Annotated in this window: 13 protein-coding genes; 6 read left to right on the top strand and 7 right to left on the bottom strand. The window is 64.3% G+C overall.

Annotated elements, in window-relative coordinates:
• The first annotated feature begins 11 nt into the window (after positions 1 to 11).
• Entirely contained in the window at positions 12 to 1,106 is a 1,095-nt protein-coding gene (locus Q7S20_02360; protein ID MDO8500663.1) for a hypothetical protein, read from the top strand.
• Positions 1,103 to 1,480, top strand: coding sequence for a hypothetical protein (locus Q7S20_02355; GenBank protein MDO8500662.1), 378 nt, complete (start codon positions 1,103 to 1,105; stop codon positions 1,478 to 1,480). The genes Q7S20_02360 and Q7S20_02355 overlap by 4 nt, the downstream gene beginning before the upstream one ends.
• On the opposite strand, the gene Q7S20_02350 is transcribed toward Q7S20_02355, so the two are convergent.
• The 4 genes from Q7S20_02350 to Q7S20_02335 are packed head-to-tail and all read right to left on the bottom strand — an operon-like array spanning position 1,470 to position 6,196.
• Positions 1,470 to 3,221 (bottom strand): alkaline phosphatase family protein, encoded by a 1,752-nt coding sequence (locus Q7S20_02350; GenBank protein MDO8500661.1) that lies wholly within the window; start codon positions 3,219 to 3,221, stop codon positions 1,470 to 1,472. The two genes, Q7S20_02355 and Q7S20_02350, sit on opposite strands and share 11 nt — an antisense overlap.
• A complete protein-coding gene (locus tag Q7S20_02345) occupies positions 3,218 to 3,580 on the bottom strand; it encodes a response regulator (protein ID MDO8500660.1) in 363 nt (120 codons plus the stop codon). Before Q7S20_02345 ends, Q7S20_02350 begins: the two co-directional genes overlap by 4 nt.
• A complete protein-coding gene (locus tag Q7S20_02340; protein MDO8500659.1) occupies positions 3,577 to 4,407 on the bottom strand; it encodes a HAMP domain-containing sensor histidine kinase in 831 nt (276 codons plus the stop codon). Before Q7S20_02340 ends, Q7S20_02345 begins: the two co-directional genes overlap by 4 nt.
• Positions 4,400 to 6,196 (bottom strand): ABC transporter ATP-binding protein, encoded by a 1,797-nt coding sequence (locus tag Q7S20_02335; GenBank protein ID MDO8500658.1) that lies wholly within the window; start codon positions 6,194 to 6,196, stop codon positions 4,400 to 4,402. The genes Q7S20_02340 and Q7S20_02335 overlap by 8 nt, the downstream gene beginning before the upstream one ends.
• A 90-nt stretch (positions 6,197 to 6,286) precedes the next feature.
• On the opposite strand from Q7S20_02335, the gene Q7S20_02330 reads away from it, so the two are divergent.
• The gene (locus tag Q7S20_02330) at positions 6,287 to 7,129 is read left to right on the top strand and encodes a hypothetical protein (GenBank protein ID MDO8500657.1); all 843 of its coding nucleotides are present in this window, start codon (positions 6,287 to 6,289) and stop codon (positions 7,127 to 7,129) included.
• Positions 7,130 to 7,198: 69 nt separating this feature from the next.
• On the opposite strand, the gene ggt is transcribed toward Q7S20_02330, so the two are convergent.
• Positions 7,199 to 9,004, bottom strand: a complete 1,806-nt coding sequence (gene ggt, locus Q7S20_02325) for a gamma-glutamyltransferase (GenBank protein ID MDO8500656.1) — start codon at positions 9,002 to 9,004, stop codon at positions 7,199 to 7,201.
• 27 nt (positions 9,005 to 9,031) lie between these two features.
• A complete protein-coding gene (locus Q7S20_02320; protein ID MDO8500655.1) occupies positions 9,032 to 9,700 on the bottom strand; it encodes a hypothetical protein in 669 nt (222 codons plus the stop codon).
• A gap of 75 nt (positions 9,701 to 9,775) precedes the next feature.
• Between Q7S20_02320 and murQ the strand changes: the two genes are divergently transcribed.
• The 3 genes from murQ to Q7S20_02305 are packed head-to-tail and all read left to right on the top strand — an operon-like array spanning position 9,776 to position 13,265.
• Positions 9,776 to 10,690 (top strand): N-acetylmuramic acid 6-phosphate etherase, encoded by a 915-nt coding sequence (gene murQ, locus Q7S20_02315; GenBank protein MDO8500654.1) that lies wholly within the window; start codon positions 9,776 to 9,778, stop codon positions 10,688 to 10,690.
• On the top strand, positions 10,687 to 11,871 hold the full coding sequence (locus tag Q7S20_02310; GenBank protein ID MDO8500653.1) for an anhydro-N-acetylmuramic acid kinase: 1,185 nt from the start codon (positions 10,687 to 10,689) through the stop codon (positions 11,869 to 11,871). The genes murQ and Q7S20_02310 overlap by 4 nt, the downstream gene beginning before the upstream one ends.
• 50 nt (positions 11,872 to 11,921) lie before the next feature.
• Entirely contained in the window at positions 11,922 to 13,265 is a 1,344-nt protein-coding gene (locus Q7S20_02305) for an AmpG family muropeptide MFS transporter (protein MDO8500652.1), read from the top strand.
• Here Q7S20_02305 and Q7S20_02300 read toward each other — a convergent pair.
• A complete protein-coding gene (locus Q7S20_02300; GenBank protein MDO8500651.1) occupies positions 13,262 to 14,182 on the bottom strand; it encodes a protein phosphatase 2C domain-containing protein in 921 nt (306 codons plus the stop codon). The two genes, Q7S20_02305 and Q7S20_02300, sit on opposite strands and share 4 nt — an antisense overlap.
• Positions 14,183 to 14,290: the final 108 nt, after the last annotated feature.

The following is a 14,290-nucleotide window of genomic DNA, read 5'->3' as shown; positions in this document are numbered from 1 at the left end:
CATCTTTAGGCGTGTCAATTCTTTCCACACCCGACTTCAGCTCCGCCGCGCTCGCTGGCGCGCCGGACGCAACGTTCGTCGAAGCGCCGGCCGATGGAGTTCTTCCGGAGCGATTCTTTTCGACGACGAACCTGCCGACATGGGTGCGCATTGGCGGACAATGGCGGCTTCCGCGCGAGCCGCGGATGGATGCCGCGCTGTTCCTCGACCCCCATGGGGATCTCTGGATTCGCGAAGGACGGCGGGTGAAAGCGGGAGACCGCATAGCGGTGGGAAGAGCGGAAGACGGCTCGGAAGGGATTTACGTGCACTCGATGGCCGGCGCGGGCGACGGCGACGAATTCAGGTTCATGACGAGCGAGGTATCGCGCGAGAAGCCGATAGACTACTCGCTGATGGCTCAGATTCTTCTCGATGAGCGCGACCGTGGCGGATATCCCATCTGGGTCACGGGTCCGGCGCTGGTGCACGCGCGGGCCCGCACCGACATGGTGTGGTTCATCGAGAACGGATTCGTCGCTGCGCTGCTGGCGGGGAATGCGGTCGCGGTTCACGACATCGAGGCCTCGATCTTCGGCACGACCCTCGGCATGACTCGTACGTGCGTCGCTACTCCCGGCGGACACGGATTGCACATGCGCGCGATCAACCAGGTCCGCGCCGCCGGCTCGATCGCCGCGGCGGTGAAGAGTGGCCTCATCAGGCACGGAATCATGCATGCGCTCGTCACTTGCGGCGTGCCCTTCGTCCTCACCGGCTCGATCCGCGACGACGGCCCGCTGCCGGAAGTGATCACCGACGCACTCGCCGGGCAGGACGCGATGAGACGCCACACGACGAAAGCGACGATGGCGATCCTCGTCGCGACCGCGCTCCACGCCATCGCTACCGGCAACATGCTGCCCGCATTCGTGTCGGGTGAGGATGGAGCTCTGCGCGAGCTGCCCACGATCTGCGTGGACTCGTCGGAGTTCGTGGTGAGCAAGCTCAAGGACCGGGGCACGCATCAGGCGTTCGGCGTCGTGACGAACGCGCAGGATTTCATGCACATTCTGCGGCTCTACGTCGAGCGCGAGATTACAGCCAGAGGCACGCAAACGAGATGATCGAAACGACCGAGCGTTTTCTGAGGGAGATCGCCGACAGGGTTGGCACGGAAAACGTCGAGATGGTGCACCTTTTTCCCCCGATCAGGCAGAGCGGTGTCGAGACGGGCGCCGCCGTCATAGCGGCAAGCGTGCCTCTGCAGGGGCGGCACACCGTGTACAGCGCCAGTTATCGCAACACGCTGAAAGGTCCCGAGCGCGGAAAGTGGGAAGTGGAAGTCACCGCCGAGGCAGACGCTCCGTTGCTGACGGTGGACGCGGTAGTGCAGGGCGTGATGAAGCGGGCTGGGGAGCAGTTCGAGCCCGAGCGACTCTCGGCTTCGGAGTTCCGTACGATCGTGGGCCATCCCGAAGCAAGCACTCTCAAATCGTAGCGGATCTATCCTGCATCGGGCTCGATGCTCTTCCTCGATCCACTGAAGGATCGGAATACCTCAACAACACGGCACGATGAATGTCCCGCGCGTCTTCGAGAGTCTCGTCGGCGAGGCCGAGCCATGACGGTGCGATGATGAAGGGGTACACCTGATCGCCTCCGGCCGAGCCGTGCGCACCGACCTGGTCGTCGAACGACACGATGTCGTAGCCATCGTACGCGCCGAAAAGGATGCAATCGCCGGCGTTTGACTGCGTCGCGAGATACTCCACGGCGTTCACGACGTAGCTCTCCGTACCGTAGGGATCCATCGGATTCCGGCCTTCGACGACGCGCACGGCCCCGTCTTTCAGCAGTGCCTTGCCCGCCTTTCCCTCGACATGAACGCCTTCGGGCGTGCGCGTGATGATCAGGCCGATTCCGTCGTGGTCGAGCAGACCCGAATAGAGCCGCCGCCGGCGCGGATCGCCGAGGATATCGCTGAGCATGAGTTGACGCGCGTCGGCTGCGAAGTAGAGCAACGCGAGGCACGAGCTGTATGTCACGACGACGTCGTGCGTGGCGGCGACGCGGTACTTTTCCGGAAGGATTATCTCCCGTAGCCCATAACGGCTGCGGAGCCAGTCGCGCACCAGCCGGAGCGCGCGCCGCGTGCGCTCCCTCGCCGGGGGCGTGATGACGGCAACCGCTTCGATTACCTCCGGACCTATGTGCGCGTACTCGCTCGCCTCCGAATGACTCGCGAGAACGTCGCCGTCGAGCATCCTCTCCACGGTGGCGCCGAGCGATTCGCGGAATTGCACACGATAGCTCTGCGCGGGAGTCATTCCGTGGTCGGAGAGAATCACGAGATCGTACTGGCGACCGCCCGCCAGTCGTGCCATGCGCCATATCTCGGAGATTCGCGCGTCAGTGCGCCTCAGGTCGCTCAGCGCCTGCTTGCTCGACGGCCCGAAATGATGCGCGAGCTCGTCATATTGCATGAACGTGCTGTAGATCACCGGCACGCCGAGATAAACGTCGAGCAGTATCGCCATCGTTTGCAGCTCGCGGATGATGACGTTGCTCAGGATTCTGATGAATGGAAAAATGCCCTCGGAGTGCGTCGCCTGCCGCGCGAGCTCGCCACGCAGCCGCTCCCATTCTTCCAGCAGGTACTCGAGCACGCTCTGAACAACCATTCGCGCGATGCGGATTGGATGCAGAACGATGAGCATTGCCATGCGCCCGCCGCCAAGCCGCTGGTAGACCGACATGCGCTCCCGCGTCGCCACCGTGAACGCAACCGTCTGCGCGTCGCCGTCCATCAGGTTCACATAGCTCGATCCGCCGGCCAGCGCCCCCGGCGACTTGATCCGGTCGCGGATGTACTGCACGCCGTCCGAAGCGTTGCAGGTGATGATCTTCCGCGCCGGCTTGTCGTAGAAGCGGAATGCCGGAATCCCCGGGTTCTCGCCGTGAAAGATTCCTGCCTGGCAATAGGGCGTCGCCGACGGAAGGCCGCAGAACCACCGCCGCAGCGTGAAGTCGCTCTCGCGCAGAAGGCGCTCGATGGTAGGACAGAAGCCGCGGTCTATCGCTCGCCTCAGGTCGGCATACGCCAGCGCGTCTACCTGCAGCATGATGACACCGCGGCGCCCGTCGTGGGGCCGGCGCTCCCGGTTGAACAGGCGGTACTTGGTCGCGTAGTACCAGCGCAGGAGCGGGCCCGCGCGTTGATACGCGCGCCGCTCCGTCACGCCACCGCTTCGGATACGATGCGAAGCAATTGCTGGACTGGCACCGGCTTGAGCAGCACGTCGTCACATCCGGCGGCGAGGCAGCGCTCACGCGTCGCCGCGTCGCCGTGTCCCGTCATCGCGTATGTGGTCACCGGCCTGAGCCCGCGCGCGTCGAGCGCGCCGATCACCGACAATCCGTCCGCATCGGGAAGCCCGATGTCCAGCAGCATCACGTCCGCGCGCTCCGGGCCGCTCCACGCCATCGCCTCGGCCGCGGTCGTTGCGAGGGTCACTTCGAAACCGCCGGCCTCGAGCAGCATTCTGAGGGCGCCGCTGATCATCGGGCTGTCCTCGACGAGCAGCACACGGCCGTTCATTCCGCGGGCCGTCCGACGGGGAGAGTGAAGAAGAACCGGCTCCCGCATCCGAGATCGCTCTCCACCCAGATCCTGCCGCCATGCAGCTCAACGAACCGCCGCGCGATGGTCAGGCCAAGCCCGGTGCCGTGATGCACGCGCGACGCCGACGAGTCCACCTGAGCGAATTCGCGGAAAATGAGCTCGTGATGGTCCGGGGCGATCCCGCGGCCGGTGTCGCCCACCTCCATCAGCACGAGCCCCTGCGGATCCTCGGGACTCATGCAGGCGTTCACCCATACCCGACCGCCGCTCGGCGTGAATTCGAATGCGTTGCCGAGAAGATTCGTGAGAACGTGGATGACCTTGTCCCGGTCGCCGCGGATGGGAGGGAGCTCCGTGGACGTGTAGCGCTCCAGCGTCAATCCCTTTCTCGCGACGAGAGACTCGTTCAACGTCGTCACCTGTTCGACGACGTCGTGAAGCGAGAACTCCGACTCGACCAGGGTAAGCGGCTCGCTCGAATCGCGCGCGTGCATCAGTATCTCGGCGATCATGTCGAGCAGTTGGCGACCGCCCGTGATGATGACGGAGATGCTCTCCTTCTGCTTCGGGCTTACCTCGCCGAGTATTCCATCGCGGAGTATCTCGGCGTGAGTGATGATTGCCGTGAGAGGCGTACGAAGGTCGTGCGATATGTTCGAAAGAGACTGCGTCTTCAGCGCGTCGCGGTCGCGCAGGTCGGCGATGATGCGCTGCGCCTCGGCGAGCTCCGCTTGCAGGCGCGCTACGCGATCGCTCGCGGCGATGAACGAAGCACCCGGCCTGGCGAGACCGGCGTCAGTCACCGGTCGCTTCCTGGAGGGCGACGCTCTGCTCGTCGTCGCTTTCGATCGATTCCACCAGCTGCTGTCTTCTAAGCAGCGCCCAGTACCGGCCCTCGGCCATCATCAAGTCGTCGTGTCTCCCTTGTTCGACTATTCGGGCGTCGTCCAGCACAATGATCCAGCTCGCGTCGCGGATCGCGCTCACGCGGTGGGAGGCTATCACCGCCGTGCGTGCCGTGAGCGCGTCGCGCAGGCCGCGCAGGATTTCCGCCTCGGTATGAGTATCAACTGCGCTCAACGCGTCGTCCAGCACTATTATCGCCGGCCGGCGCGCCAGTGCCCGGCCCAACGAGGCCCGCTGCTTCTGGCCACCGGAGAGATTGATACCGCGCTCACCCAGCATCGTTTCATATTTCCCGGGAAAGCTTTCGATGGTAGCGTCGAGCTGGGCGACGTGCGCCGCCCACATCATCCCGGCTTCGTCTGCCCCTCCGTAGCGAAGGTTCGCGCCGATTGTGTCGCTGAAGAGGAGACTCTCCTGCGGCACGAAGCCGATCTCACGCCGCAGTTCATGGAGCGGAACGTGGCGGATGGGCACGCCGTCCATCAGTATCTCGCCTTCCTGCGGATCATGCAGGCGCGGGATGAGGTCCATGAGCGCGCTCTTTCCGCTTCCGGTCGCGCCGGCGACGCCCAGTGTAGCGCCGGCGGGAACGACGAAGCTCACATTGCGCAGAACCCACCGCTCCTCGCCGGGAGGCGCGGGATAGTGGAAGCCGACGTTTCGGAATTCGATCGAGCGTCCGCCGATTGCCGGCGGGAGGTGAACCATTGATGCGGCGTCGGGCTCATCAAGTGATGGACGGGCATCGAGAATCTCGGTCAGCCGCCCCATGGACGCGCTGCCACGCTGAAAGAGATTGATCACCCATCCGAGCGCGATCAGAGGCCACGTCAGAAGGTTGAGGTACAGTCCAAACGCGACGAAAGACCCGACGCTGATCCTTCCACGCAGTACGAGGAGCCCGCCAAGGCCCAGCACCACCACGGCGGCCACGCCAGCAAGGAGGGCGAACATCGGGTGCATCGTGCCGTAGAGGCGTGCGAGCGACATGTTGCGGGCCATGTACTCGTCGTTGAGAGCGCCGAACCGTGCGATCTCGGCGCTCTCCTGCCGGTAGGCGCGGACGATCCGCGTACCGGTGAGGTTTTCCTGCACGTGCGTGGTGAGTGTCGAGAAATGCTCCTGAACCGACTCGAAACGGCGGTGGATCGCTTTGCCAAGCCATGCGGTGATGATGGGAAGAGCTACCATCGGGAGTAGAGCAAGGACGGTAAGGGTCGGATCGATGCGCAGCATGAAGACGAGCGCAAAAATGCCGCCGGCGATCGTGTTCATCAGGTACATGATGGCGGGGCCGGCGGCCATTCTGACCGCTCCGAGGTCGTTCGTGAGGCGGGCCATGATGTCGCCGGTACGATTCCGCGCGAACCACGATGCGTCGAGCTTCTCGAGGTGTCTGAACAGGTCGTCGCGGAGATCGAATTCGATGAGCCGGCTGATCCCGTTCATGTACTCGCGCATGGCGTAGCGCATGATGCCGCCGGCGATTGCGACTCCCACGATCCCACCGGCAAGCTTCCAGGTGCCGCTCAGCGCAGCGCCGGCGCGGATTCCGTCTATTGCCAGCCGGATAAGCCAGGGTATCACACTTGTGATGGCCGTCGAGACCACTACGAGCGCGAGCCCGGCGATCAGCTGGGCCCGATACGGGGAATAGTAGGGGAGAAGGCGCCTGATTTGTTTCATGAAATGGCACGACGATTGCGCTTTAAGCTCGTCCAAAGACTTGTTCCGCAGGAATTTCGGACAATCGTCACACAACGGAGGCTGGACCTGATGTCAAAATATATCTTTCGCTGGAGTGCGCCGCTCGCGCTCTCGGCAGCGCTGTTGGCGGGCGCATGTGTAGACAACAAGAAGAGCGACACGCTCGCGCAGGACACGGCGTTGAATCGTGACCTGCAGATGGCCAATCAGGACACGGCGGCGCAGCCAGCGCTTCAGGACGTGCCGGCGACTGCAGCACCGACTCGTGCGCCGGTGGCGACCGCTCCCCGCGCCACGGTGAGAACTCCCGTGCGGACGACTCCGCGTACGACGACGCCCGCCAGCGGAAACATCGTCACACGCGGAACGACCGGATCGGAGCGCGCTCTCGGGACGATTCCGGCCGGTTCGGAAATCAACCTTACCTCCAATTCCCGCGTATGCACCAACACGCATCGCGTCGGCCAGCGGTTCAGTGCGACCGTGAGCAACTCGGTGCAGGGCTCGAATGGAGCTGTCATCCCCGCCGGCGCGACGGCGATGGTCGAGATCACCGAGCTGAAGCGCAGCGAGAACGTAAACGACGAGATTCGCATGGGATTCCGCGTCGTTTCCGTGACCTTCGGCGGGCGCACCTATCCGATCACCGCGACCACCACCTACGCGAACGTGGATCGCATTCGCAATCAGCCGAAGAGCAAGGACGTGCAGAAGGTCGTCGGCGGCGCTGCGGTTGGCGCGATCGTCGGTCAGGTGCTTGGCAAGGACACCAAGTCCACGGTGATCGGCGCGGCGACCGGCGCAGCGGCAGGTGCAGGGGCTGCTGCGGCTACCGCGAATTACGAGGGATGCGTGCCGTCGGGCGGGCGAATCACGATCACGCTCGACAATTCGGCAACAGTGCAGGTCTGAGCTGACAGGGTGATGGGTGAAGCGGCGGTGAGATTCTCACCGCCGCTTTAGTCAGCCTTTCCCGCGAGCTCAGTAGCCTACCGCCGCTCCCCCGAACCCCCGCGGATCGTCCATTCCTTCGAATCCGCCGTTCACACGCCTGATCGCCACGACCGATCCGCCAATGTAGCTCTGAGGCGTGAGGCCGTAGCCCATCGCCGAAAGCCGCGCGACTGTGGCGCTGTCGAAGCCGCCGGCGTCGAACCGGATCGTGTCAGGCAATGCCTGATGATGGATCCTCGGTGCATTCATCGCGTCGGCGAGACTCATGCGGTGCTCGATGACGTTGAGTATCACCTGCGCCGTGCTCGTGATGATGCGCGGTCCGCCGCGCGCGCCGAGCACCATGTACAGCTCGCCACGCGGATCGAGCACGATTGTGGGCGACATCGCGCTCAGCATCCGCTTCCGCGGCGCGACGGCGTTCGCCTCGCCCTGCACGAGTCCGAACTGGTTCGGCGAGCCCGGCTTTGCCGCGAAATCGTCCATCTCGTTGTTCATGAAGAAGCCGGCGCCGCGCACGAACACTCCCGATCCATAGAGACTGTTGAGAGTCGTGGTGGTGGAAACGGCATTGCCGGACGCGTCCACTACCGAGTAATGCGTCGTCTCCGTTCCTTCATGCGATGGCATCCTGAGAGTGCGCGTGGGCGTCGCGCGCGCGGGATCGATCGTCGCTCTGAGCCGGGCGGCGTACTTCCGACTCGCCAGCACCGCCATCGGAATCTTCACGAAATCGGGATCGCCGAGCAGCGCGTTCCTGTCGATGAACGCGCGCTGAAACGCGGACGCGAGGAGGTGCAGATACTCCGCGCTGCCGAATGAAGGAAGAGCCGGGAACCCGTCGAGTATGTTCAGCGCCTCGCCGAGAGTGATCCCGCCGGAAGACGACGGCGGCATCGAGAGCAGCCGGTATCCGCGGAATCGCGTGCTCACGGGTGTGCGCCAGACGGGACTGTAGCGCGCGAGATCGTCAGCCGTGATCAATCCGCATCCGTGAGACGCGCGCTCGCGTTCTTTCACTCCGGCGGGGCAGTCGCGCGCCATCTCCGCGACGATGAGCGCCGCAGCCCGGTCCTTGTAGAATCCGGCCGCGCCGTCCCGCGCGATGGCGCGCAGCGTCTCGGCGAGAGCGGGCTGCACGAATCGCGATCCTCTCGAGATTGGCTTTCCATCGAGGAGAAACAGCGATGCGCCATCATACCTGGCGATGAGCGAAGCATTGTTCGCCACCGATCGTGCAAGAGCGGTGTCCACGATCATGCCCTCGGCCGCGAGGCGGATTGCGGGGGCCATCACCGCGGCGAGCGGCAGGGAGCCGTAACGTGCGTGCGCTGCGGTGAGACCGCCGACCGCACCCGGCACTCCCGAGGCGGACCGTCCGGCTTCAGCGTGGCTCGTGAGCCGCCCAGCCGAATCGAGATACATGTCGCGGAACGACGCGCCGGGTGCTTCCTCGCGGTAATCAAGCGCAGCGGTGCGCCCGTCGCTCATCCGGATGACCATGTATCCACCACCGCCGATATTTCCGGCCTCGGGATACGCCACCGCGAGCGCGAATCCCACCGCGACAGCGGCGTCCACTGCGTTGCCGCCCGCCTTGAGAATCTCCACGCCTGCTTCGGCAGCGGTCCGGCTGCTGCTCGCCACCATCGCATGTTCGGCCACCGTGGCGCTCGAGCCCGCCGGATACTTCCATCCATCGGTAAAGACTGCGGGCGCGCGCGGAGGCATGTGAGCCGGGACCTGACTCGACGCGGGCAGCGCGAGTCCCCCGGGTGAACAGGCGGCAAGCGAAAGGAAGAGAATGAGATGCTGCATGCCGGAATTGATCACCTGGAGGCCTCGTTAGTCAGTTCAGCGCTATCTCCTCGCGTTCCGGCTTCCGAAACCGTAGCGAAGGTTCAGTCTGAGAGTTCTCTGTCTGAGCGTGTTGCTCTGCTCGCTGGTCAGATTCGTCCGCTCGTGAAGCCCGAGCCCGAAGTCCTGCACCACGCTCAGCTGCATCGCCGGATTGAAAGTGTATCCGAATCCGTAACCGAATGTGAAATACGGATCCACGTTGCCGCCGGAAGGTGCAAGCGCGGCGCCGTCACTGTCGCGGCGCAGGTTCCGGTACTGAAGAGCTCCAGCGGACGCTTCCAGCACCTGGTGTAATCCGAGCCCGCCGCCGACATGAAATGAAGCACCGAGCGACATTACGTCCAGATGCGCCGCGCAGCGGGTGCAGCTGGCAGCGCCGCCCGTTCCAATGTAGGTGAAAGGCACCTTCACGTACGTTCCCGTCGCGCCGATGGACGTCGTCGGGTTGATCGCTTTCTCCAGCGAGCCACGAAATTGAGGATTCGACGCCTGTCCGAAATCCCACGTGCTGCCCGTCGCGCCGTCACTCACGCCATTGCCGTTGAACAGGCCGATTCCGAGCGAGACCCAGGTGGACGGCTCGGGCATAATCGGCACGCGCCGGCGCACCTGAGCATCGGCCGGTGCGGCGAGAACAATCATGAGAAACAGGGCAATATGTCGGCTCACTCTATCTCCATTTGTCTTGCGGCTCGCGAGAAGCGCCCGGTAACTTCCCAGGCGTGACCCACCGCATTTTCCTGAATGATTGATCCACGGACGACAGAGCGCCGCAATCCACGGACCGCGTCCATTGATCTCGCGTCTATCCTCGAGATCGTGGATGTGATAAACGCTGAAGACTGTATGGTTCCTGAAGCGGTCGCGACTCAGCGCGAGCAGATCGCCGAAGCCATCCGCATCGCCGAGCGAACTTTTCGCGCCGGTGGACGGCTCTTCTACGTTGGCGCGGGAACATCGGGACGGCTGGGGGTTCTCGATGCGAGCGAGTGTCCACCCACGTTCGGCACGGATCCCGAGATGGTGCAGGGACTCATCGCCGGCGGATTGCCCGCGCTCACCCGCGCGCAGGAAGGCGCCGAAGACATCGTCGAGAACGGCGCGCGCGAGATGGACGCGCACAACGTCGGCCCGGCCGATTTCGTCGTCGGCATCGCCGCCTCCGGAACTACGCCCTGGGTGCACGCGGCCATCGAGCGCGCCGCCGTTCTCGGCGCCAAGACAGGCATCGTCGCCTGCTCGAGAGTTCCCGATAGTGTGTTGAATGTCGTGGACGTAGCGATCGTTCCGATCACTGGCCCGGAAGTCGTCACCGGATCCACGCGTCTCAAAGCGGGAACGGCAACGAAGCTCGTGCTCAACATGATCACCACGGGCGCGATGATCCGGCTCGGCAAGACGTACGGAAACCTGATGGTGGATCTGCGCGCCACCAACAACAAGCTGGAGGGCAGAAGCGAGCGCATCGTCGTCGAAGTGTGCGGCGTGACGCGTGAGGAAGCGCGCGCGCTGCTCGAGGCGGCGGACAAAAGCGTCAAGACGGCAATCGTCATGCAGAAACTGGGGGTCGGCCGCGAGGACGCTCTCGCCGCGCTCGATCGGGCGGGTGGGGTGATCAGGCGCGCAATCCCCGACGCGCCGCCGCCGGTCCCGGAATGACGAGCCACGCGCCATCTGTGGACCGCGACACGTCCGATCGCACGACCGACGAAAGCATGATTCTCGTCGGCCTCATGTCCGGCACTTCACTCGATGGAATTACCGCGGCCGTCGTGCGGTTCACTCCATCAGGCGACGGCCGCGTGACCCCCGAGCTGCTGTCATTCACCGTGGGCGACTACTCTCCCGATGAGAGAGAGCGTCTCGCCACGGGGCTCACCGGCGCCACTCCCTCCGAGTACTGCCGTCTCAACTTCGACCTCGGCGGCTGGCTCGCCGACGCTGCGGTAGCCGCCATCGCCGAAGCGGGTGTGTCGCGCAAGGACATCGCGGCGATTGCATCACATGGCCAGACCATCTGGCACGAGCCCGGACACTCGACGTGGCAGATGGGCGAGTCGTCCGTGATTGCCGAGCGCACACGCATTGATGTGGTGAGCGACTTTCGCGTGCGCGACGTAGCAGCGGGAGGGCAGGGTGCCCCGCTCGTACCGATGGCCGACGCGATGCTGTTCGCGGATGAGTCCGCCTGGCGTGCGCTGCAGAACCTCGGCGGAATCGGCAACGTATCCGTCGTGCCCCCGGGCGGCGACTTGTCCGGCGTGCGCGCGTTCGATACGGGCCCCGGCTGCGGCGTCATTGACAAGGTCGTGCGGTTGCTGAGACCGGATCTCGCGTATGATGTTGACGGTCGCCTCGCGTCGGGCGGAACCCCGGTCAAAGCGGTTGTGGACCGGCTTCTCTCGCACGATTACTTCCGCGCCGCGCCGCCGAAATCCACTGGTCCCGAGCTCTTCAGCCCGCGGTACACGGAAGCCCTCATGGCCTCCTGCCGTACCGAATCACCGGGATGCACTGATGAGGACATCGTTGCGTCCGCCGTGTCGCTCACTGCGCGCAGCATCGGCGACGCATATGAGCGGTTCATCGCCGAGCCCGTGTCGGAAGTGTTTCTCTCCGGCGGTGGAGCGAAGAACCCGGCTCTCGTGAAGGCGATCACCGAAGCTGTCGCACCACGCGTGGTTCGCGACTTCGACGCGACCTTCTTCGACGGCGAGGCCAAGGAAGCCGTGGCCTTTGCATTGCTTGGGTATCTCCATCTGACCGGCCGCCCCGGGAACGTGCCAACCGCGACGGGCGCGTCAGGTCCCCGGATACTCGGCAAGCGAACTCCGGCGTAGCACGCAAGCGCCGGCAACACGAGCTGCAGCAGGCTCAGGGAGCTTTCCACATGAATGACAGGGCTCGCGGCTCGATGGTGCGCGCGTTCACTCAGCCGAAGATGGCGGCGCTCATCTTCCTCGGATTCGCGGGCGGGCTGCCGTTCAATCTCATCGGCAACGGAAAAGCGTTTCAGGCGTGGATGACCGCGTCCGGTGTGGATCTCACGAGAATCGGATTGTTCAGCATGATCGGACTGCCGTACTCGCTCAAGTTCCTCTGGTCTCCGCTGCTCGACCGTTACATCCCACCGATACTCGGCCGCCGTCGCGGATGGCTGCTGATTACGCAGGTGTTGCTGCTCGTCGCCATCGCCGCGATGTCGCTGCACGATCCCACGACCGGCCTGCGCGCGCTCGCCTTCAACGCGATCCTCATCGCGGTCCTGAGCGCGTCGCAGGACATCGCCGGAGATGCGTATCGGACTGACATCCTCGAGGACCGCGAGCTGGGCGCCGGCGCCGCCATCTGGGTGCTGGGCTACCGGATGGCGCTGCTCCTCACCGGCTCGCTGTCATTCGTGCTGGCCGAACGCCTGTCGTGGGGCACGGTGTACGCCCTCCTCTCGACGCTGATGCTCGTCGGCATTCTTGCAACGTTCCTCGCGCCCGAGCCGGTGCTCAGGGAAGCGCCGCCGCAGTCTCTCGCCGAAGCGGTGGCGATGCCGTTCCGCGATTTCTTCCAGCGCGTCGGTCCGGGGCTTGGCGTCGGCGTGCTGATCTTCATCGTGCTGTACAAGTACTCGGATGCGCTCGCCGGCAGCATGACGACTCCGTTTCTGCTGAAGACAGGGTTCACCCAGACCGAGGTAGGCCTCGTCTTCGGCGGCGCTGGATTGCTGGCGACGATTGCCGGTTCGCTCGCCGCCGGCGCGACGATAGCGCGCATCGGTCTCAACCGGTCGTTGTGGGCGTTCGCCGTTTTTCAGGCGCTGAGCAATCTCACGTATTACGGGCTCGCGCTTGCCGGCCGCAATCACACCTACATGGTCGCGGCAATCGTCGTCGAGAATTTCGGAGTCGGTCTCGTGAGCGCGGCGCTGGTCGCCTACATCATGAGCATGTGCAACCGGCGCTTCTCGGCCACTCAGTTCGCGCTGCTGTCGAGTGTCGTTGCAGCGAGCCGTGACATTCTGGTTGCGCCGGGCGGGAAGATCGCCGAGTCGATGGGGTGGCCAAGTTTCTTCCTGATAACCGTGATCGCAGGGCTACCGTGCATCGCGCTTCTGCCGTTCATTGCGCCGTGGAACGCCGACAGTCCCGTGGGATCAGTGCATCGCGGTGCGGATGCGGAGGCGGCGTTGGAAAGGATCGGCGAACAGGACGATCCCGGAATCTCTTCGACGAGGCGTTAGCCTGCCGTGGGGATGCGATAGCGTCCGACGACTACGGTGACGTTGTCGGGGGCTCCCGTCTCGATGGCGCGATCGACGAGGGCGTTGCAGAGGGCCTCGAGGTCCCGATGCTTCTCCGCCATCGCGGCGATCTCCCGCCCCGTCATCTGGTTGGTAAGCCCATCGCTGCAGAGAACCACGATGTCGTTGCTCATCAGTCTGTCCCGCGTGAACTCGGGGACGATGGCCGGTTCCGGACCGAGCGCCTGCAGGATGATGTTGCGGTGCTCGCTTCGCTCCGCCTGCTCCGGAGTCAGCTTGCCGGCGTCAACCATCCTCTGAACGAGAGACTGGTCCTTCGTCATCTGCTTTGCCACCCCGTCGCGAATGATGTACGCGCGACTATCGCCGACCTGGGCAAAGTAGATCATTCCGCCTACGACCAGAGCGACCGTGGCGGTCGTCCCCATGCCATGGTGAGTCCGGTTTGCCTTCGAGTGCTCGTGGATCGCCTGGTTGGCTGAAAGCACAGCCTGCTGAAGCGAGTCGGCGATGATGACCGCGCCCTTCAGCGCTCCACGGTCGAATCGCTCGCGCAGGCGCTCGAAGGAGACCTGAGTCGCAAGTGAGCTGGCAATCTCTCCCGAGGCAGCGCCGCCGACGCCGTCGGCGACCATCAGGAGTGACGGGGCAGCCTCTACGAGGAAGAGGCCGGCGTCGTTCTCGCTGAACACCTCTCCGGTGGCCAGATTCCCGACAAGGAAAGAATCTTCGTTGTGCTCCCTGATCAGGCCGATGTCGGTGCGGGCGGCGATCTCGATGGTGCCTGCCGGCAGCGCAGGAAACTCGGCTGTGAATGGCTCTGAGCGAGTCACAATGTTGTCGGCGCGCCCGAGCTTCGGGCGGGCGAAGAGGAATCTGTAATGTGCTGGGACCACGGCATTCGCGAGAATATAGGTGAGGCAGGCGCGGTTCGCCGAAACTTTTGTTCAGGTGCCGCGCCTCCATGGTCTGGTACCGACCATGCGTTCAGCTTTATCCAAAGA

Source organism: Gemmatimonadaceae bacterium (assembly GCA_030647905.1).
Lineage (GTDB): Bacteria > Gemmatimonadota > Gemmatimonadetes > Gemmatimonadales > Gemmatimonadaceae > UBA4720.
Note: the sequence above shows the minus strand (reverse complement) of the source record. Positions and strands in the feature narration are given on the sequence as shown.

Coding starts and splice junctions, on each gene's coding strand:
- Q7S20_02355 (MDO8500662.1), top strand. CDS start 1,103: ATGATCGAAACGACCGAGCGTTTTCTGAGGGAGATCGCCGACAGGGTT.
- Q7S20_02345 (MDO8500660.1), bottom strand. CDS start 3,580: ATGAACGGCCGTGTGCTGCTCGTCGAGGACAGCCCGATGATCAGCGGC.
- Q7S20_02335 (MDO8500658.1), bottom strand. CDS start 6,196: ATGAAACAAATCAGGCGCCTTCTCCCCTACTATTCCCCGTATCGGGCC.
- Q7S20_02330 (MDO8500657.1), top strand. CDS start 6,287: ATGTCAAAATATATCTTTCGCTGGAGTGCGCCGCTCGCGCTCTCGGCA.
- murQ (MDO8500654.1), top strand. CDS start 9,776: ATGATTGATCCACGGACGACAGAGCGCCGCAATCCACGGACCGCGTCC.
- Q7S20_02310 (MDO8500653.1), top strand. CDS start 10,687: ATGACGAGCCACGCGCCATCTGTGGACCGCGACACGTCCGATCGCACG.
- Q7S20_02305 (MDO8500652.1), top strand. CDS start 11,922: ATGAATGACAGGGCTCGCGGCTCGATGGTGCGCGCGTTCACTCAGCCG.